This window comes from Pseudomonas bohemica (assembly GCF_002934685.1).
Lineage (GTDB): Bacteria > Pseudomonadota > Gammaproteobacteria > Pseudomonadales > Pseudomonadaceae > Aquipseudomonas > Aquipseudomonas bohemica.
This window is the reverse complement of record NZ_NKHL01000109.1, coordinates 122,163-140,991: the sequence shown is the minus strand read 5'-3', so window position 1 is coordinate 140,991 and position 18,829 is coordinate 122,163. Positions and strand designations below refer to the sequence as shown.

At 57.3% G+C, this 18,829-nt stretch carries 25 protein-coding genes and 1 tRNA gene; 13 read left to right on the top strand and 13 right to left on the bottom strand.

The window, feature by feature from the left end; all coding sequences use genetic code 11:
* Positions 1-950 precede the first annotated feature (950 nt).
* From CE491_RS15465 to CE491_RS15420, 10 genes are all read left to right on the top strand, one after another.
* Positions 951-2,087: a DNA-methyltransferase gene (locus tag CE491_RS15465; RefSeq protein WP_110949188.1), complete on the top strand. Its 1,137-nt coding sequence runs from the start codon at positions 951-953 to the stop codon at positions 2,085-2,087.
* Positions 2,088-2,132: 45 nt separating this feature from the next.
* Positions 2,133-2,387: a hypothetical protein gene (locus CE491_RS15460; protein ID WP_110949187.1), complete on the top strand. Its 255-nt coding sequence runs from the start codon at positions 2,133-2,135 to the stop codon at positions 2,385-2,387.
* A 66-nt stretch (positions 2,388-2,453) separates the two neighbouring features.
* Positions 2,454-3,341, top strand: a complete 888-nt coding sequence (locus tag CE491_RS15455) for a hypothetical protein (protein ID WP_199885125.1) — start codon at positions 2,454-2,456, stop codon at positions 3,339-3,341.
* Entirely contained in the window at positions 3,334-3,750 is a 417-nt protein-coding gene (locus CE491_RS15450; protein ID WP_110949185.1) for a hypothetical protein, read from the top strand. The genes CE491_RS15455 and CE491_RS15450 overlap by 8 nt, the downstream gene beginning before the upstream one ends.
* 61 nt (positions 3,751-3,811) lie before the next feature.
* Entirely contained in the window at positions 3,812-4,210 is a 399-nt protein-coding gene (locus tag CE491_RS15445) for a DUF7694 domain-containing protein (protein WP_234407609.1), read from the top strand.
* Positions 4,207-4,530, top strand: a complete 324-nt coding sequence (locus CE491_RS15440; RefSeq protein ID WP_110949184.1) for a hypothetical protein — start codon at positions 4,207-4,209, stop codon at positions 4,528-4,530. Before CE491_RS15445 ends, CE491_RS15440 begins: the two co-directional genes overlap by 4 nt.
* A 57-nt stretch (positions 4,531-4,587) precedes the next feature.
* Complete coding sequence (locus CE491_RS15435) at positions 4,588-5,148, top strand: HNH endonuclease signature motif containing protein (protein WP_199885124.1); 561 nt, start codon at positions 4,588-4,590, stop codon at positions 5,146-5,148.
* On the top strand, positions 5,132-5,374 hold the full coding sequence (locus CE491_RS15430; RefSeq protein WP_199885123.1) for a hypothetical protein: 243 nt from the start codon (positions 5,132-5,134) through the stop codon (positions 5,372-5,374). The genes CE491_RS15435 and CE491_RS15430 overlap by 17 nt, the downstream gene beginning before the upstream one ends.
* 32 nt (positions 5,375-5,406) lie before the next feature.
* Positions 5,407-5,619 (top strand): hypothetical protein, encoded by a 213-nt coding sequence (locus tag CE491_RS15425; RefSeq protein ID WP_110949181.1) that lies wholly within the window; start codon positions 5,407-5,409, stop codon positions 5,617-5,619.
* On the top strand, positions 5,619-6,731 hold the full coding sequence (locus CE491_RS15420) for a tyrosine-type recombinase/integrase (protein WP_110949180.1): 1,113 nt from the start codon (positions 5,619-5,621) through the stop codon (positions 6,729-6,731). Before CE491_RS15425 ends, CE491_RS15420 begins: the two co-directional genes overlap by 1 nt.
* 88 nt (positions 6,732-6,819) lie before the next feature.
* Here CE491_RS15420 and CE491_RS15415 read toward each other — a convergent pair.
* The 9 genes from CE491_RS15415 to thrS form a co-directional block, all read right to left on the bottom strand.
* Positions 6,820-6,896, bottom strand: a tRNA-Pro gene (locus CE491_RS15415).
* An 89-nt stretch (positions 6,897-6,985) separates the two neighbouring features.
* Positions 6,986-7,342, bottom strand: a complete 357-nt coding sequence (locus CE491_RS15410) for a MerR family transcriptional regulator (RefSeq protein WP_108238075.1) — start codon at positions 7,340-7,342, stop codon at positions 6,986-6,988.
* The gene (gene ihfA / locus CE491_RS15405; protein WP_002553164.1) at positions 7,323-7,625 is read right to left on the bottom strand and encodes an integration host factor subunit alpha; all 303 of its coding nucleotides are present in this window, start codon (positions 7,623-7,625) and stop codon (positions 7,323-7,325) included. The genes CE491_RS15410 and ihfA overlap by 20 nt, the downstream gene beginning before the upstream one ends.
* Positions 7,626-7,628: 3 nt before the next feature.
* Complete coding sequence (gene pheT / locus CE491_RS15400) at positions 7,629-10,010, bottom strand: phenylalanine--tRNA ligase subunit beta (RefSeq protein ID WP_110949179.1); 2,382 nt, start codon at positions 10,008-10,010, stop codon at positions 7,629-7,631.
* Positions 10,011-10,042: 32 nt separating this feature from the next.
* Entirely contained in the window at positions 10,043-11,059 is a 1,017-nt protein-coding gene (gene pheS / locus CE491_RS15395) for a phenylalanine--tRNA ligase subunit alpha (RefSeq protein WP_110949178.1), read from the bottom strand.
* Between the two features lie 104 nt (positions 11,060-11,163).
* A complete protein-coding gene (gene rplT / locus CE491_RS15390; protein ID WP_007905879.1) occupies positions 11,164-11,520 on the bottom strand; it encodes a 50S ribosomal protein L20 in 357 nt (118 codons plus the stop codon).
* Between the two features lie 28 nt (positions 11,521-11,548).
* Positions 11,549-11,743, bottom strand: a complete 195-nt coding sequence (gene rpmI / locus CE491_RS15385; protein WP_002553160.1) for a 50S ribosomal protein L35 — start codon at positions 11,741-11,743, stop codon at positions 11,549-11,551.
* A 60-nt stretch (positions 11,744-11,803) separates the two neighbouring features.
* Entirely contained in the window at positions 11,804-12,355 is a 552-nt protein-coding gene (gene infC, locus CE491_RS15380) for a translation initiation factor IF-3 (RefSeq protein WP_199885129.1), read from the bottom strand.
* Entirely contained in the window at positions 12,355-14,277 is a 1,923-nt protein-coding gene (gene thrS, locus CE491_RS15375; RefSeq protein WP_110949176.1) for a threonine--tRNA ligase, read from the bottom strand. The genes infC and thrS overlap by 1 nt, the downstream gene beginning before the upstream one ends.
* Positions 14,278-14,669: 392 nt before the next feature.
* Here thrS and CE491_RS15370 point away from each other — a divergent pair, with 392 nt between their 5' ends.
* Both CE491_RS15370 and CE491_RS15365 read left to right on the top strand, forming a co-directional pair.
* Entirely contained in the window at positions 14,670-14,984 is a 315-nt protein-coding gene (locus CE491_RS15370; protein ID WP_110949175.1) for a hypothetical protein, read from the top strand.
* Positions 14,985-15,281: 297 nt separating this feature from the next.
* Complete coding sequence (locus tag CE491_RS15365; protein WP_007905882.1) at positions 15,282-15,494, top strand: cold-shock protein; 213 nt, start codon at positions 15,282-15,284, stop codon at positions 15,492-15,494.
* A 61-nt stretch (positions 15,495-15,555) separates the two neighbouring features.
* Here the strand turns inward: CE491_RS15365 and CE491_RS15360 are convergent, their stop codons facing one another.
* A complete protein-coding gene (locus tag CE491_RS15360; RefSeq protein ID WP_110949174.1) occupies positions 15,556-15,879 on the bottom strand; it encodes an I78 family peptidase inhibitor in 324 nt (107 codons plus the stop codon).
* Between the two features lie 319 nt (positions 15,880-16,198).
* On the opposite strand from CE491_RS15360, the gene CE491_RS15355 reads away from it, so the two are divergent.
* Positions 16,199-16,396, top strand: coding sequence for a hypothetical protein (locus tag CE491_RS15355; protein WP_110949214.1), 198 nt, complete (start codon positions 16,199-16,201; stop codon positions 16,394-16,396).
* Positions 16,397-16,403: 7 nt separating this feature from the next.
* Here CE491_RS15355 and CE491_RS15350 read toward each other — a convergent pair whose 3' ends face one another.
* From CE491_RS15350 to rbsK, 3 genes are read right to left on the bottom strand one after another with little or no spacing between them, the layout of a single operon-like run.
* Positions 16,404-17,432 (bottom strand): nucleoside hydrolase, encoded by a 1,029-nt coding sequence (locus CE491_RS15350; protein ID WP_110949173.1) that lies wholly within the window; start codon positions 17,430-17,432, stop codon positions 16,404-16,406.
* A 43-nt stretch (positions 17,433-17,475) separates the two neighbouring features.
* On the bottom strand, positions 17,476-17,880 hold the full coding sequence (rbsD, locus tag CE491_RS15345) for a D-ribose pyranase (protein ID WP_110949172.1): 405 nt from the start codon (positions 17,878-17,880) through the stop codon (positions 17,476-17,478).
* Positions 17,877-18,794 carry a ribokinase gene (gene rbsK / locus CE491_RS15340; protein ID WP_110949171.1) on the bottom strand — a complete coding sequence of 306 codons (918 nt, stop codon included), beginning with the start codon at positions 18,792-18,794 and terminating at the stop codon, positions 17,877-17,879. Before rbsK ends, rbsD begins: the two co-directional genes overlap by 4 nt.
* Positions 18,795-18,829: the final 35 nt, after the last annotated feature.

The following is an 18,829-nucleotide window of genomic DNA, read 5'->3' as shown; positions in this document are numbered from 1 at the left end:
CGAAGCCTTACACGGGCGCCCGGTATCGGCTGATTGAGGTCTGCCATCCATGAAGCGCATCACCAGACTCGTCGCCCAGCGCAGACGGCTTGACTTTACCCACGCCCTCCTAGCCCCTGAAAGAAGGTAATTGGCGACGTGGGTTTAGCTTGATGAGTTGTTATCCCCACAGTAAGGCCGTAGCAATGACGGATGAGGACAGCAGGAACGGAAGCGCCAGAAAGAACAACTCTACGAGGCGTCGGCGTGGTCTGGGGGCTGGCATGCGGAGAAATGATGCAACGCCAAAACCGGTGGCAATCAGGGAGAGAGTGCTCATCGTCAGCAGCCCGATCCCGAACGCGCCAAGTAACGGCATACCGCATACACCGCCATCATGCGCTTTGACCCACCGATCGAAACTCCAAGAAAAATATGAGACATAAGCAATAGGTGCAAGCACTGACAGGACCAACGCTACAATGGAGCAAGATCGAAGGGTCATTGTGTAAGCCCTAACAAGTTAAGTGGCCGCCGGGCCGACGACGCATGGTTGACATATATCGCGTCCCTGGGAGTCCACTTCGAAGCATAGTTACGCCGCGACCGCGCCACTTACAACATGCCGGCCTCTCTACCCTCCCCTAACTCAGTCGAATCAAAAACCGCTGAACAGAGTTCCAAGCCCCAATAACCCAGGAAAAATAGCAGCTAGCCAAAGTATGGCGCTCCACCCTCTGCTCTTGATGCAGGCCCCCCAGATAATCAGACAAATCGAAAGCACCAAGGAGATCGGCCAGTAAATAATCCCGTACAGGATGACAGTGCCAAACCAAGAGACATCTGAAAACATCGTCCTCGCCACCCTGGCAGCCGATAAGCCGTCACTTTACGACGCGTGATCCGTAATAAACAACACCACCAACCTATTCGCCACCGAACTTTCGGAGGCTTTCGCATGGAATCGAACCATGAGCCAGCAACACCAGATACTGGTCGGCGACTGCATCGAGATGATGCGAACGCTGCCGGACAAGTCAGTACACACCTGCGTGACCAGCCCGCCCTACTTCGGCCTGCGCGACTACGGTGTCGAGGGCCAGATCGGCCTGGAAGAAACGCCCGCCGAGTTCATCGCCCGGCTAGTCGCGGTGTTCCGCGAAGTGCGTCGAGTACTTCGCGACGACGGCACTGTGTGGGTGAATATGGGTGATAGCTACGCGTCAGTCGCCGGCGGCTACGCCGAAGGGGGTTCTGCCGGCAAACACGACGTGGTGTCGATAGCAACTCGCGGGGCTGTGCGGCGAGGCCATCGTCGCACCCCGCCGGATGGGTTTAAGGCAAAGGACTTGATGGGCATGCCTTGGCGCCTGGCGTTCGCGCTGCAGGATGACGGCTGGTATCTGCGTCAGGACATCATCTGGCACAAGCCGAACCCAATGCCAGAGTCGACGCGGGATCGCTGCACGAAAGCTTATGAGTACCTGTTCCTGCTCAGCAAGTCGCGCCGGTACCACTGCGACATGCAGGCGATCCGGGAACCAGCGGTGTACGGACCGACACCATCAGGCGTGGGCTTCGGTCACGGGTTTGATGCGGTACCGAAGCCGCGAGTTACGGTGCCGGCCGGCTGGGACACCTCAACAGGCCAAGGCGGACATGGTGCGTTCCACAAGGAAGGGTCAGCCAGAAGTAACCGTGACAGCTTTCAGCGCGAAGGATCGAAGCGCGAGCAGGCCATACCCGGCCAGAACAAAGGCACGCACCGCCCAGACCGCGAGCCGAGCAGTTGGGATCTGCTGACGCGCAACAAGCGCTCTGTATGGACGGTGGCCACGCACAGTTTCAAAGGTGCGCACTTCGCCACCTTCCCGCCCGACCTGATAAGACCTTGCATTCTCGCCGGCGCGCCGCGCGGCGGCGTTGTGCTGGACCCGTTCGGCGGTGCCGGTACTACGTCGCTGGTTTCGATGCAGGAAGGCCGCCGGTCGATCATCTGCGAGCTGAACCCTGATTACGCAGCCATGGCACGAGCTCGTATCGAGGCCGCCTGGCTGGATGGCGCCGCGCAGATGGATGTCTTTCACGACGCGCCGCCCGCGGCCTGAGTTACCCATTCCCAACTTTGAATCACGCCACTGGCGAGGATCAGCATGTTCACGAAAACGTTCAGCGAAGTCGGTGACTTCCAAGCGCTCTTTTCCGCACAGAAATGGCTCGACGCGCATGCCTACAGCTACGGGTCAACCTGTCGTGGTTCGCCGACCGGGATTCTCAAAGGTGATGCATTCATCGCCAAGTGGCGCAACCTGAGCCTCCAACAGATTGAAGAGCTTGACGGGCAGATGACCGGCGATAACCGCAATGGACCGGTCACTGTCACGTTGAAGCACGTGCCCGCCGCCTAACCTCCTCCGTAACCTCTATCGGTTACATCTCGAAAAGTAACCTGTATGGGTTACAGGGATATCGCTATGCCTGAAGAAACGAAGAACGCCGCCGTGAGCGGTGAGTGGAAGCTTGTGCCGGTTGAGCCGACGCCGGAAATGTACGCAGCTGCCAGTGTCGATAGCCGCGAGCAAGGATTCATCGGCGCGGGCTACAAGGCCATGCTCGCCGCCACAACTGTGCCGCCTGCTGGCGATGTGGAAGTTTTCACGGCTATTGATCAGCTTTGCGCAGAGGCCGCAGAGAACGGGAATAGCTGGCACGCCTGGGCGGAGCCACGTGCAGAGCTAGTCAAGGCTTACGTTACCCGCCTGACCGCCGAGCGTGACGCCCTCAAGGCCGAGGTTAGCTATCTAACCGGGACTTTGAAGCAAATTGCCAGCGATAATGTTGACCTGCAATCCGAACTGACCAAGGCGCGGGAGTTACTGAACACGCCACACACTGACGACTGGTTTGAAGGCGTGCGTCTTGAAGCGGGGCATCAGATTGGCCGTTGGGGTACAGATCACGACGCTGGCAAAGCCCCAGCCGACTGGTTCTGGCTAATCGGTTATCTTGCCCAGAAAGCCATGACGGCTCAGATGTCAGGCGACGAGGAAAAGGCCCGTCACCACACGATAAGCACGGGTGCCGCCATGCTCAACTGGTTTCGAGCAATCGTTGGCGACAGCAATGCAATGCGCCCCGGTGTAGATGCCCACCAACCCGCGCCAGCCGCGAATGCCGTATTCAACGATCCTCTTTACAACGCCGAATCCGATGCTCGGAACGCTTCGGCGATGCTCGAAGAGGTGCTGGAGCTGTTCGATGACGGCGTTGGCAGAAGCCCTGAAGAGTTCAAGCTGATGCGAAAAATTGGGAACTGGCTAGGTCGCAGCGCGCCAGCCGCGAAGGGTGAAGGCGATGAGTGATAAAAAACCTTTTGCATGGTGGGTTCCGATCAGCGGTGAAACGTGCTTTTTCAAAACCTACGAAGAAGCAAAGCGTGAGCGCGATGCCTTTGAGGCTGATTTTACAGAAGAAGATTTGGCCGAGGGGCATTACGATCCTGAGCCACTTTTCGTCGCCCCCGCCGAGGATGCCCGCGCAGTGGGGGATGAGCCGGTCGTTTACCAAGTGAAAATTCACGGCATGACGCTGTACTGGAACACGCCATCTGAGGCAGCCAAGGCGGTCAACACGCCCCTTTACTGCCACCCGCAACGCCCGGTTGTGTTGCCGGAACGCAGGGAGTTGTCAGCCGCTGGGAGGGTTTACCTGAGCGACTTGGATTGCGAGTGGAACGCCTGCCTCGACGAATTCGCCCGCCTGAACCCATAACACCCCTTCACCCCCACCCTATCCCTATTGCCTGCTGCGTATGCGGCGAAGGAGCTTTGTCGTGTCCATAAAACCAGATCGCAACCAACGGCGAATCCTTGCCAAAGAAAGCGCCAAGCAGCCAGCCACCCTTCGCCAACTGCCGCGTGAGCAATGGCCGAATTTTGGCGCTCCGGATCTGATAGAGGTGTGGCGATCGCGCGGTTTCCTAGTCCAGATCTACATAGAGCCCCACGACTTCCAGCGCATGAGCGTGTGCCGGGCCCTTCACAACGGTGACAGTTGGGTGGACCAAGTCACGTGGGACGAGCTGATGCAGTTGAAGCGCGAATGCGGGCGAGGCAACAAGGATGCGTTGGAGGTCTTTCCTGCGGACACCGATATCGTGAACGTCGCCAACATGCGGCACCTGTTTTTTCCGCCTGAGCCGATTACGTTCAAATGGAGGGCCCGACCATGACCAAAGCAGAGCTCGCAGCGCTCGGCCCAAAGATTGCCATTGCCATCGAAGCCGGCAAAGCAGCGGCGGCCGCATGTGCCGACGACGGCGGCAGTGCGAACCTTGACCGAGTGGTTATTCCAATCCCCGGTATGCGCGCAACTTCAGTGAAGGGCCTTCCAGGTTATGTGCAGAAGGCGCACGGCTATCACCGGCAAGGCATTCACCTCTACACCCCATGGCCTGGAATTGGCAACCGTCACACCGCTGGCGTGCAGGCAATGCACAAATCACTCAAGGATCAGGGCGTGGACTGTTACGTCTACTACCAGATCGACTGAACAACCCCTTCCCCATCTATCCACATGCCTGCCGGTGTACGGCGAGGAGATCATGCCATGAGGAAAGCGTGGACCTCAGAAGATATCGATACGTTGAAGTCGGCATACGCCGATCAGCCCATGAGCACGATCTGCGCCGCCCTAGGCAGAACCGATGCCGCCATCAGAGCCAAGGCCTCTCTTCTTGGCCTTCGCAGGCTTGATAGTCCCGATATCGCGGAAAGGCATACAAAGCACAGTCGCCACATGAAGAACCGGCGTCTGTCCGGGATACGAAACCCCCATCGCGCCCCGGTGGGCACTGACCAAATGCATGGCAACCGGCTCATGCGCAAGATATCCGATACCGGTGACACGCACGTCGATTGGGTGCCGTCCAGCCGTGCCGCTTGGGAGCAAGCTCACGGGAAAATACCAAACGGCATGGTGATCAGGCTGAAGGACGGAAACCCATCAAACGTGAGCCTCGACAACCTGGAGCTTCTGACTACCAGCGAGCGAATGTCGAGAAATACGATTGCCCGATACCCGCTCGATTATCAAAGGTCGGCGCAAGATCTTGGCCGCTTTATTGCGAAACTTAGAAAAATAGAGGCAGAGAATGAAAAATCTGAATGATCTTCGAGACATCCTCGGGAGAACTATGGAAGGCGTGCTTAGCGGCAGCGTATCTGCTGATCAGGCCAAAGCAGTCGCTATGGTAGCCAGCGAAGTCAACCAATCGGCGAAGCTCGAAATCGACATGGCCCGCGCCACTGATGGTGATTTTCGCGGCAGCGGCTTCATTGACGTAGACCCAGAGCCAAAGCCGCGCCAAATGATTGGCAACAAAGATCGGGTTTAAGCCCGCATAGACCCCGGACGGAGGTAGCCAATATGAAGCGCGAACTGATTAAGATCAGCGAGTTCCAGCGTCGGCGTTGGGGTGAAAACGGCACACCACCCTGCCCGCAGGCTATACGCAACTACATCCGCAACGGCATCCTGCCTGGCGAACAAATCGGGAAACTCTGGTATATCGACTGGGCCGCGTTCAACAACTCGGCCGGAAACGAACTCGTAGCGATGGTATTGAAAGGAGCTGCATGATGGTCCCACGGCCGCGCAATAAGTCGAATAAAGGCTTGCCGCAAAACCTTTACCTGGACGACAGGCGCGGTACATACCGGTATCGCCGCCCGACTGATGGGAAGTGGTTCCAGTTCGGCACCGACCGGATGAAGGCGGTAGATGCGGCAAAGCAGCTGAATTTGGCATTCATGCAGGGGAGCGACCTTGTAGGGACTGTGCTGGGGGAATCCGCCGAGCTGTTCACTGCTTTTCTGACTCATTACGAGGAAAAGGTTCTGCCGCCGCGCGAGCTGGCACCCGGCACGCTAGGACTGTATGCGGTGCACTTCCGGCGATTTCGCAAGCATTTCCATGGCAAGGCGGTTGATCAGATAACTATTCGCATGATCGCGGAAATGCTGGACGAACTGACGCCGCGAACTGCGAATCAGTGCCGAGCGCTACTAATCGACATATTCAACCACGCCGCCGCCAAGGGTCTGTGTCCGGACAATCCGGCTGCCAACACCATCAGCAGAATCGAGAAGAAAGCTCGAAAACGACATACGATCGAGGGCCTGAAAGCTATTAGGGAGAAGTCGCCCGCTTGGCTTCAGAACGCTATCGACTTAGCGCTAATCACCGCCCAGCGCCGCACCGATATCCTCGCTATGAAGTTCGAGGATCAGCGGGATGGATATCTGTACGTGATCCAGCAGAAGACAGCCAAGGCCAGCGATGCTGCCTGGATCCGGTTCAAAGTCACTGACGAATTGCAACGAGTTATTAGCAGATGCCGCGACAATATCGTTTCGCCCTTCCTCGTTCACCGGCGACCCGACCGCAAGAAGCAGAAGCAGGCCGAGACGAAAGAGCACTGGACGAAGATTGAGGAGCGGTATCTGACCAGGGCGTTCAAGGAAGCGCGAGAGACGGCGGATTGTTACAAGGGATGGAAGGAAGAAGAGATGCCGGGCTTCCATGAAGTCAGGGCAATGTCGCTGCACCTGTACAAGAAAGCCGGAAAGGACGGGCAGAAGATCGCTGGCCACGCCAGTGAGGAGATGACCAAAAACTATCAGAAAGATCACGCGGAAGTGGTTTGGTCAGAGGCCATACCCGACCTCGACATCAGCGAAATCGCCGGATAGTTTTGCGCCAGTTTTGCGCGGGTTTTGCGCAGGCCAGAAATGAAAAAGGGAATCAAACCCGTAAGTGGCTGATTCCCTTTACAAAATATGGTCGGGACGGAGTGATTCGAACACTCGACCCCTAGCACCCCATGCTAGTGCGCTACCGGACTGCGCTACGCCCCGACTAGGCGTGAATCTTTTGGGCTTCTTACAAAAGCGTCGAGAAATATACCCTAAGCTTTTGAATGATGGAAGTATTTTGATCGATTGAGTTACGTGCGCAGCACAACCAGAACGTCTTCCAATTCGACAATCATCTGCTTGATCAACTGCTTGTATTGCAGAGAATCGTCTTTGACCTCGTCGCTGGACATGCGCAAGCGCGCACCGCCAATCGTGAAACCTTGGTCATACAGCAACGCGCGGATCTGCCGGATCATCAGCACGTCCTGTCGCTGATAATACCGACGGTTTCCGCGGCGCTTGACTGGGTTGAGTTGAGGGAACTCCTGCTCCCAATAACGCAGAACGTGCGGTTTTACCGCACAGAGCTCGCTCACTTCACCAATGGTGAAGTAGCGTTTGCCGGGAATAGGCGGTAGCTCGTCGTTATGACTTGGTTCCAGCATAAGCCTCAACTCGGGCCTTCAGTTTCTGCCCTGGGCGAAAGGTGACCACACGGCGAGCCGTAATCGGAATTTCTTCCCCGGTCTTGGGATTTCGACCCGGTCGCTGACGTTTATCTCGCAGGTCAAAGTTTCCGAATCCGGACAATTTGACCTGCTCGTTATCTTCCAGAGCGTGCCTGATTTCCTCAAAGAACAGCTCAACCAGTTCCTTGGCTTCTCGTTTATTCAGGCCTAGCTCTTCGTACAGACGTTCGGCCATCTCAGCTTTCGTCAGAGCCCCCATACGCTACTTCCTTAACGTGGCGTTTAACCTTTCCTCTAGCGAGGTGAGAATTTGCTGCGTCGAAGCGTTTACCTCATCGTCAGTAAGAGTGCGCGATGGATGTTGCCAGGTCAAGCCAACTGCAAGGCTTTTTCTATGCGGATCAATGCCTTTACCCTGATAAACATCAAATAGCCTGAGGTCCGTTAACCATTCCCCTGCATTTTCACGAACAATGTCCAGCAACGCCGAGGCCGCGACGTTGCGATCCGCCAGCAGCGCAAGGTCGCGACGGACCTCGGGGAAGCGGGACAACTCGTGGAATTTCGGCAACCGGCCCTTGGCGACATCCGCCAGGACCAGCTCGAAAACGAATACCGGACGGTCCAGGCCCAAGATTTTGGAAAGCTCCGGATGCAAAGCGCCGATATAGCCGACTTCACAACCATCACGTTCGATACGGGCAGTCTGGCCAGGATGCAGGGCTGGATGCTTGCCGGGTACGAAACGGAAATCATCCAGAGCACCAGCAAAGCCAAGTACCGCTTCCACGTCAGCCTTGACGTCGAAGAAGTCCACTGCATCGCGCCCTTGCGCCCACCCCTCAGGCAAACGACTGCCGCAGATGACGCCTGCCAGCATAGGTTCTTGCTTCAAACTTTCCAGTTGGCCGATGAAACGCAGGCCGCTTTCGAACAGTCGTACACGATCCTGCTGACGGTTAAGGTTGTGTTGCAGAGCCTTCACCAGGCCTGGCCACAGCGACGAGCGCATCGCCGCCATGTCAGCGGAAATAGGATTGGCCAGCAATAGTGGTTCTACGCCCGGATTGAACAGTTCAAACCACTTCTGATCGATGAAGCTGTAGGTAATCGCCTCCTGATAGCCTCGGGCAACCAGCAAGCGGCGCAGCGCAGGCAGATCGCCCTGAGCTTCAGCGCGGGCCTGGGGTGCCAGGCGAGCTTGCGGATAGCGAACCGGCAGGCGGTTGTAACCGTATAGGCGCGCCAGCTCTTCGATCAGATCGACTTCAAGGGTGATATCGAAGCGATGACTCGGGACGTTTACGCGCCATTGGCCAGGCGTCTCCGAGGACACGTTCAGGCCCAGCGCCGAGAGCAGGCGCTCGATTTCGGCCGGATCCATCTGCATGCCCAGCATTTGCTCGATCCGCTCAGCGCGCAGAACAATCGGTGCGATGGATGGCAGATGTTGCTCGCTGACCGTCTCGATGATCGGCCCGGCTTCGCCACCAGTGATCTCCAGCAGCAAGCCGGTAGCGCGCTCCATGGCTTCACGTGCCAATTGCCAGTCGACGCCGCGCTCGTAACGATGCGAAGCATCGGTGTGCAGCCCGTAGGAACGCGCCTTGCCAGCCACCGCGATCTGATCGAAAAAAGCGCTTTCAAGGAAGATGTCACGCGTGGTCGCGGTGTTTACGCCACTGTGCTCGCCGCCCATCACGCCCGCGATGGCCAAGGCACGCTGGTGGTCAGCGATGACCAGGGTGTCGGCGCGTAGACTGACTTCCTGACCGTCCAGCAAAACCAGCTTCTCGCCCTCTTCGGCCATGCGCACGCGGATGCCGCCATTGATTTCGGCAAGATCGAATGCGTGCAGCGGCTGCCCCAACTCGAGCATCACGTAGTTAGTGATGTCTACAGCGGCGTCGATGCTGCGGACTTCGGAGCGACGCAGGCGTTCGACCATCCAGAGTGGAGTCGGACGCGACAGGTCCACGTTACGGATGACACGACCCAGATAGCGCGGGCAGGCGGCCGGAGCCAGCACTTCAATCGGGCGCACTTCATCGTGAACGGCCGGAACCTGAGCCACCTGTGGACGGGTGACCTTGGCGTCGTACAGTGCGCCGACTTCACGGGCCAGACCTGCGACAGACAAGCAGTCGCCGCGGTTCGGCGTCAGGTCGACTTCAATGCTGGCGTCATCCAGCTCCAGATAGGCCCGAAAGTCCTTGCCCACCGGTGCGTCGGTCGGCAGTTCCATCAAGCCGTCATTGCCCTCGCCTACCTGCAGTTCGGCCTGCGAACACAGCATACCGTTGGATTCAACGCCGCGCAGCTTGGCCTTTTTGATCTTGAAGTCGCCTGGCAACTCTGCGCCGATCATGGCGAATGGGATTTTCAGCCCAGGGCGCACGTTCGGCGCGCCGCAGACGACCTGAAAAGTCTCCGAGCCATTGCTGACCTGACATACACGCAGCTTGTCAGCATCCGGGTGCTGTTCGGTACTCAGCACTTCGCCGACTACGACGCCGCTGAAAGCGCCAGCTGCAGGGGTTACGCTGTCAACCTCCAGGCCAGCCATCGACAGGCGAGCTACCAACTCGTCACGGGATACTTGCGGGCTTACCCAGCCGCGCAACCATTGTTCACTGAATTTCATCCTGCTCTCCTAAAAAGTTCGTTACGGGCTACCTAGCGAAATTGCGCGAGGAACCGCAAGTCGTTGTCAAAGAACAGGCGCAAGTCATTAACGCCGTAACGCAGCATGGCCAGACGTTCTGCACCCATGCCGAAGGCAAAGCCCTGAAACTCTTCCGGATCGATACCGGACATGCGCAGCACGTTCGGATGAACCATGCCGCAACCCATGACTTCCAGCCAGCCGGTCTGCTTGCAGACACGGCAGCCTTTACCGCTGCACATCACGCATTCCATGTCGACTTCAGCGGATGGCTCGGTGAACGGGAAATACGAAGGACGGAAACGCACTGCCAGTTCTTTTTCAAAGAACACGCGCAGAAACTCCTCGATGGTGCCTTTCAGGTCGGCAAAGTTGATATCGCGGTCGACCAGCAGACCTTCGACCTGATGGAACATCGGAGAGTGAGTGATATCGGAGTCGCTACGGTACACACGGCCTGGGCAGACGATGCGGATGGGCGGCTTGTTCGATTCCATGGTGCGGACCTGTACCGGGGAGGTATGGGTGCGCAACAACATGTTGGCGTTGAAGTAGAAGGTGTCGTGCATCGACCGGGCCGGGTGATGACCTGGGATGTTGAGTGCTTCGAAGTTGTGATAGTCGTCTTCCACCTCTGGGCCTTCGGCGATGCCGTAGCCGATGCGGGTGAAAAACTGTTCGATACGCTCCAGAGTCCGGGTGACAGGGTGCAGACCGCCAGTGGTCTGTCCGCGGCCAGGCAGGGTCACGTCAATCGACTCCGCGGCGAGTTTGGCGGCAAGATCCGCTTCCTCGAACGACGCCTTGCGCGCATTGAGAACCTCTGTGACACGCTCCTTGGCAACGTTGATCAGGGCGCCGACCTGCGGACGCTCTTCAGCCGGCAAATTCCCCAGGGTCTTCATCACCTGAGTCAATTCGCCCTTCTTGCCGAGGTAGTGAACCCGGATTTGCTCCAGGGCATTGATATCTTCGGCGCTATGCACAGCCTCAAGTGCTTGAGAGACCAGCGCGTCCAGGTTTTCCATGTACAGACTCCAGATACGAAATAGGGGAAGAGCTTACAAGGCTCTTCCCCTATCTATGACGTTTAACACCGAACCCCGATCGGGGTCCGGTGATTGCCGGGGACTTAGGCCAGAGTGGCTTTAGCTTTCTCGACAATCGCAGCAAACGCCGCTTTTTCGTTCACTGCCAGATCAGCCAGAACCTTGCGGTCGATCTCGATCGATGCTTTTTTCAGGCCAGCGATGAAACGGCTGTAGGACAGACCGTTGATACGCGCACCAGCGTTGATACGAGCGATCCACAGAGCGCGGAACTGACGTTTTTTCTGACGACGGTCACGGTAGGCATATTGGCCTGCCTTGATTACCGCTTGCTTGGCAACACGGAATACGCGTGAACGCGCACCGTAGTAGCCTTTAGCAAGTTTCAGAATTTTTTTGTGACGCTTACGGGCAATGACGCCACGCTTTACACGAGCCATGAGTTACTTCCTCTATTCTTGATCAAAATTAACGAAGGCGCAGCATGCGCTCGACTTTTGCCACGTCGGACGGATGCAGCAGGCTGCTTCCGCGCAGTTGACGCTTACGCTTGGTCGACATTTTGGTCAGGATGTGGCTCTTGAAAGCGTGTTTGTGCTTGATGCCATTCGCGGTTTTCAGAAACCGCTTAGCTGCACCACTTTTAGTCTTCATCTTTGGCATGTTCGGATACTCCGCATTCAGTTGATAAACATAACCGCAAGGCCTGCCGTGCCCTGGTGGTTATTTCTTCTTTTTCGGGGCGATGACCATGATCAGCTGGCGTCCTTCCATCTTAGGATGCTGTTCGACGGCGCCGTATTCGAGCAGGTCAGCCTCAACCCGCTTCAACAGCTCCATACCCAGCTCCTGGTGGGCCATCTCACGACCGCGGAATCTCAACGACACCTTGGCCCTGTCCCCGTCACTCAGGAAACGTACCAGGTTGCGTAGTTTTACCTGGTAATCCCCTTCCTCCGTCCCTGGACGAAACTTGATTTCTTTAACCTGAATTTGCTTCTGGTTTTTCTTCGCCGCAGCAATCTGCTTCTTCTTCTCAAAGATCGATTTGCCGTAGTCCATCACGCGACAGACAGGTGGTACTGCGTCGGCAGAAATCTCCACCAGATCAAGCTTTGCTTCTTCAGCTATACGAAGCGCTTCATCAATCGAGACGATGCCAACCTGCTCGCCGTCAGCGCCAATTAACCGAACCTCGCGTGCTGAGATATTCTCGTTGATCGGGGCCTTCGGTGCAGCTCGTTTATCTTGTCTCATTTCACGCTTAATAATAATTACTCCGAATCTTGGCGACCACGCCGGGAAACCGCTTGTGCGAGGAACTCCGAGAATTGAGCGACCGGCATCGAGCCAAGGTCTGCACCTTCACGGGTACGCACAGCGACAGTTTGCGTTTCAACCTCCCGATCTCCGATAACGAGGAGATAAGGAACCTTGAGCAAAGTATGCTCGCGGATTTTAAAGCCGATCTTTTCATTTCTCAAGTCGGACTTGGCACGAAACCCGCTTTCAGCCAGTGTTTTTTCCACCTCAAGGGCAAAATCTGCCTGTTTATCAGTGATATTCATGATCACTGCTTGAGTTGGAGCCAGCCACGCAGGGAATGCACCTTCGTAGTGCTCGATCAGAATTCCGATGAAACGCTCGAAGGAACCGAGAATCGCACGGTGCAGCATGACCGGATGCTTGCGTCCGTTGTCTTCCGAAACGAATTCGGCGCCCAGACGGATTGGCAGGTTGAAATCGAGCTGCAATGTACCGCATTGCCACACACGACCCAAGCAATCCTTCAGAGAAAATTCGATTTTCGGACCGTAGAACGCACCCTCGCCCGGCTGCAGGTCATACGGCAGGCCAGCGCTGTCCAGTGCGGCCGCAAGTGCAGATTCTGCGCGGTCCCACAAATCATCGGAACCCACACGCTTTTCAGGGCGAGTGGAGAGCTTCATTTCGATGTCCTTGAAGCCGAAGTCGGCATAGACGTCCATGGTCAGCTTGATGAACGCAGCGGATTCGGCCTGCATCTGCTCTTCAGTGCAGAAGATATGGGCATCGTCCTGAGTGAACGCACGCACACGCATGATGCCGTGCAAGGCACCCGACGGTTCGTTGCGGTGGCAGGCCCCGAACTCGGCGAGACGCATCGGCAGCTCGCGGTAGCTTTTCAAGCCCTGATTGAACACCTGCACGTGGCAAGGGCAGTTCATCGGCTTGATGGCGTAGTCACGGCTTTCAGACTCGGTAGTGAACATGTTTTCGGCGTAGTTGGCCCAGTGTCCAGACTTCTCCCACAGGGAGCGGTCGACCACTTGTGGAGTCTTGATTTCCAGATAGCCGTTTTCGCGCTGAGTCTTGCGCATGTACTGCTCGAGAACCTGATACAGGGTCCAGCCATTGGGATGCCAGAACACCATGCCCGGCGCTTCTTCCTGAGTATGGAACAGGCCCAGACGCTTGCCGATCTTGCGGTGATCGCGCTTTTCGGCTTCTTCGATGCGCTGGATGTACGCCGCCAGCTGTTTCTTGTCAGCCCAGGCAGTTCCGTACACGCGCTGCAGCTGCTCGTTCTTGGCATCGCCGCGCCAGTAGGCACCGGACAGCTTGGTCAACTTGAACGACTTCAGGAAGCGAGTGTTCGGCACATGCGGACCACGGCACATGTCGACATATTCTTCGTGATAGTAGAGACCCATGGCCTTTTCATCAGGCATGTCCTCGACCAGACGCAGTTTGTAGTCCTCGCCCCGAGCCTTGAACACTTCGATCACTTCGGCGCGCGGGGTGACTTTCTTGATGACGTCGTAATCTTTTTCGATCAGCTGCTGCATGCGCTGCTCGATTGCCGCCAGATCGTCCGGAGTAAATGGACGCTCGTAGGCGATATCGTAATAGAAGCCATCGTCGATGACCGGACCGATGACCATCTTGGCGGTCGGATACAGCTGCTTGACGGCATGACCGACCAGGTGCGCGCAGGAGTGACGAATGATCTCCACGCCTTCCTGATCTTTAGGGGTGATGATTTGCAGGCTCGCGTCGGCATCGATGATGTCGCTGGCATCGACCAGTTGACCGTTGACCTTGCCAGCAACGGTGGCCTTGGCTAGACCTGCACCGATGGAAGCGGCGACTTCGGCTACGGAAACCGGGTGATCGAAAGAACGTTGACTGCCGTCGGGAAGAGTAATAGTTGGCATGGCGCCTCCTCTCCTAGTGGTGACCCCTACCAAAGGTCACGTGGGTTGGGATAGAGCCAGTACGCGATTCGGCGGTGTACCTGCCTCACAGTGGCAGGAGCCCGAGGGCCAACCATTGACCGAACCAGAGTGACTGGAATGTACGAAATCGACAGACCTGCATCGAGCGAGGCCTGACCCGCGAGACGCGAGCGAATCTGCAGGACGCGCATCCTAGCACAGCCCACCCGCTCTACGTCAGGGCCAGGCAACGGATTGTGAATAAAGCTGCCGACAATCGGCGTAGGGATTGTCTGGCACTGAACTGCGACATCTCACTGCCGTCAGATAATCCGAGACCTCCGTTCAGGGCCCCTCGATCCGTGGGCCCATTAGACAAGAAGGAAACCACCATGAAGCTTCTACGTGTCTCCGCCCTCCTCGCACCGTTGGCGCTGGCTCTCCCGATCAGCGCTCATGCGGCGATGGATGCGCAGACCAAGTCAACCTATATGAACGAATGCGCTGCGGCGGCGACCCAAAATAATCCAAAGATGGATGCTGCTGCCGTAAAAGCCCATTGCGAATGTGGTGCACAGCAGATCGACAAGAATTTCTCGGATAAGGAAATTGCCTCGTTGAATGACAAAACGACGCCTCCGAGTACCGAAATGACCTCTCGCCTGCAAAACGCGGTGGCGGAAAACTGTCTCAAAGGCAAAAAATAAAAAATTTACATTCCGCTGCTCAAGCATAACGGCAACAGATATGCGTGGCCGCGCAACGATGACCGAAGCCCGCGTATTCTGCGGGCTTCAACCATGCCAGGGACATTTTTCAGGAACGATAGAGAGGCGCAAACGGGCCGATTCGCAACGAGTATAGCCGTATATATTTGCGGCACTGGCGCAAAGTTCTTACCGAAAAAGTCCAGCATTCACACAATTCGACTATGATAGCCCTCGTGTGCCCAGTTGGCCTGAGCAGCACAGCACTACTGAAAATTATGTTTCTGGAGATACACCATGTCTAATCGCCAAACCGGCACCGTAAAATGGTTCAACGATGAAAAAGGCTTCGGCTTTATCACTCCACAGGGTGGCGGTGACGACCTGTTCGTACACTTCAAAGCTATCGAATCCGACGGTTTCAAAAGCCTGAAAGAAGGCCAGACTGTCTCTTTCGTAGCTGAGAAAGGCCAAAAGGGCATGCAAGCCGCTCAGGTTCGCGCGGAGTAATCCGAGCGTGCTGAAAAAAACCTCGTCACCGACGGGGTTTTTTATGCCTGCATGAAACCGGTCAGCCGCAATTGACGCGATTGACCATGGCTGCCGGATCGGTATTGAGATTCAGGCGATCGGACCGGTATTCCAGCGTCACCATGTCATTGGGCCCAAGCACCCTGGCGGTCTGCGCGCCTGATTTGACGCGTGCCTGCTCCAGCAGCGCTGCGGAAGCCGGCTTACCAACTGCAAACTGTGCAGCGGCAGCATCACAACGGGAGTAGCCGGAATCGGAAGCCACCGGCCCTTCGGCTGGCTGCGAAGACTCGGAAGTGCTGCTGCAACCCGCCAGCAGAACCGCGGCCAGAATCAAACCCGATGATGCGTATTTCCAGGGCATACAACCTCCTTACGTTTAACGTGAACCAGAACCTCTGCGACAGCGCAGTAAACGCTTGGTTTCGCAGGCAACGCCCGCAAAGCTGACAACCAACGACGCAGACAAGCGCCGAAGTCTGCCCGAGCCCGTGGCGCTCATTGCGAAAAAATCGTGACAAAACATTTGGCATTGTATCCACTCTTCGCCGCCCTGGAGCCCCTTAATGCCTAAGTCGCAGTGCACAAAAGCCAACAAAATGCTTTACTGCACGGTCTGCTCGCATGCCCAAGCACGGGTATTGACGGCGGCAACCGGACATTTCACAGAGGGACGCTACACCATGGCAATCGTGCTTATCGATGCTGACATCAGGGCCAAGTGGCCGCAGGGACAATGTGCTCACAGCCCGGGCAGCCCTGAGGAACTGGCGATCATCGCGATCGATCTGCTGGTCAAGGAACTGGGCACCGAAGGCGCGCAGAACTTCATGAACCAGATGTTCCTGCGTTACTCGACTGGCGCGTTGAGCAACGCGTGATCAACGTCTACTTCAGTCGCGAGAGCCGCTGAGTCAGCAGGTCGAAGAACCCCTGGGCGTCACCGTTCTCGACCCAGAACACGTTTTTCGGTTGCCCCAGCGTGTCATACCAGTCGGCGATGGTCTGGCCAAAACCGGGACCCTCCCGGTTGTCGATCACGACGTTGATCGATTTGCCGCTGAACAGTTCTGGTTTCAGCAGCCAGGCAATCACGCTGGCATCGTGAACCGGGCCACCCGGCAAACCGTAATGGACCATGTCAGCCTTGACATACTCATTGAGAATGCCGCTGACCAGTTTGCCCGCCTGGTTGTTCAGGGCCTCGATTTGCTTGATCCGTTGATCGCTGGTGAGGATCCTGTGCGTCACATCAAGTGGCACGTAGGTCAGCTTGACGCCGCTGGCGAGCACCACTCTGGCGGCGTCCGGGTCGGCATAGAGATTGAACTCAGCAACTGGCGTGATATTGCCCCCATTGAAATGCGCACCGCCCATGACCACCACTTCCTTGATGCCCTGAGTGATTTCCGGCGCCTGAATGAGCGCCAGGGCCAGGTTCGTCTGGGGCCCGAGCATGGCGATGGTGATGCTGTGCGGGGAGGCGTTGCTCAAGGTGTCGATCAGGTACTGTACCGCGTTGCCTGCGGCCAGGGCTTTCTTCGGCTCGTGCACCTGCACACCCGGCAGACCTTCCTTGCCGTGGATGTTTTCAGCGTAGATGGGCATGCGAACCAGAGGCCTGCCGGCTCCGGCGTAAACGGGCACGTCTTCCCGCCCTGCCCACTCACGGGCAAGGCGCGCGTTGCGCGAGGTTTTGTCGATCCGCACGTTCCCCGCCACGGTGGTGATGGCCAATACGTTCAACTCCTGTGGGGACGCAAGCGCCAAAAGCAGCGCCACCACGTCGTCCGCCCCAGGGTCGGTGTCGATGATCAGATCACGCTTTTCGGCAGCCTGCGCTGCCGTAGTGGAGAAGATGGCCAACAGTGCAACGCTCCGGATCAGTTGAACGACAAAGTGACGGCTTGCTTGCATTGGAAACTCCCTGTTTCGTAGAGGTGGTACATGTTCCGTGGGGTCAGAAGACTACGCCCGCGACCAGGGCGATATTGGTGTAGGGCTGGCACTCCCCGGTCCGGACGATCGCCCGGGCGCTGCGACTCAATTGCTTCAAGGACTCATGACTGACCAGGCGCTGTTCGCCCAGACGGCCGCCGGCGTTGAGTTCTTCGAGCACAGTCAGGGCCGGAGGCTGTTTGTCGCGCATTTCATCAGCGATGACGTGGCTTTCGACCTGCATCTCCGCCAACACCGTATTGAGCACACTGACGAAGTCGGGAATACCGTGAGTAACAGCAAGGTCAATGAGCTCAACGCCCTGCGGGACCGGCATGCCGGCATCGACGATCATCAGCACGTCGCCATGTCCCAGAGAGGCGACGACACGTGACAAGGCGATATTGAGCAGCGGAGTTTTTTTCATGGCTGGTAGCTCTGAACTTCATCGAAGGTTGGAATGGAAGGCTGAGCGCCGGAACGTGTGACGGACAGCGCCGCAGCGACTTGGCCGAAACGTATGGCATCGGACTCGGACTTCCCGTCAGCCAGAGCCGCCGCGAAGCCACCGACGAAGGTGTCACCCGCCGCGGTGGTATCGATGGGTTTCACCCTGGGCGCAGGGAAATGCTGAGAATGGGCCCGAGTTGCGAACAGCGCCCCATGCTCGCCCAGCGTGACGATGACTTTGCTGACGCCCGATGCCAGCAGCGCGGTGGCGGCAGCATCGGCGGTGGCTACGCTGTCGACCGGCAGACCAGTCAATGCACTGGCTTCGCTCTCGTTGGGGATCAGGTAATCGATCCACGCATACCATTGCGCCGGCAACGGTTCGCTGGCGGGCGCAGGGTTGAGGATCACCGTCTTGCCCAGCTCGTGACCACGCTTGAGCACGTGACCGACGGCGGCCATCGGCACTTCCAGCTGGCAGATGATCACGTCGGCGCCACTCAACAGCTCATCGAAGCGTTCCACCACTCCCGACGTGACGCGGCCATTGCCCCCGGCGACGATGACGATTGCGTTCTGGCTACTGTCGTCGACGACGATCAGCGCCACGCCGGTGGACTCGCCAGTAATGCTGGTCACGGCCTGGCAATCGATGCCTTCGGCCAGCAGCGCAGCGCGCAATTGTTCCCCGTATGCGTCTTCACCCACGCAACCGATCATGGCCACGCGCGCGCCAAGCCGTGCTGCAGCGACGGCCTGATTGGCCCCCTTGCCACCCGGAACGGTGACGAACGATTGTCCGGCCAGGGTTTCTCCCGCGCGCGGCAAACGCGGCGCCCGCGTGACCAGATCCATGTTGAGGCTGCCCACTATCACTACTTTTGCTTGCATGACGTCTGTACTCTTCAATCCGGACCTTCTCGGCC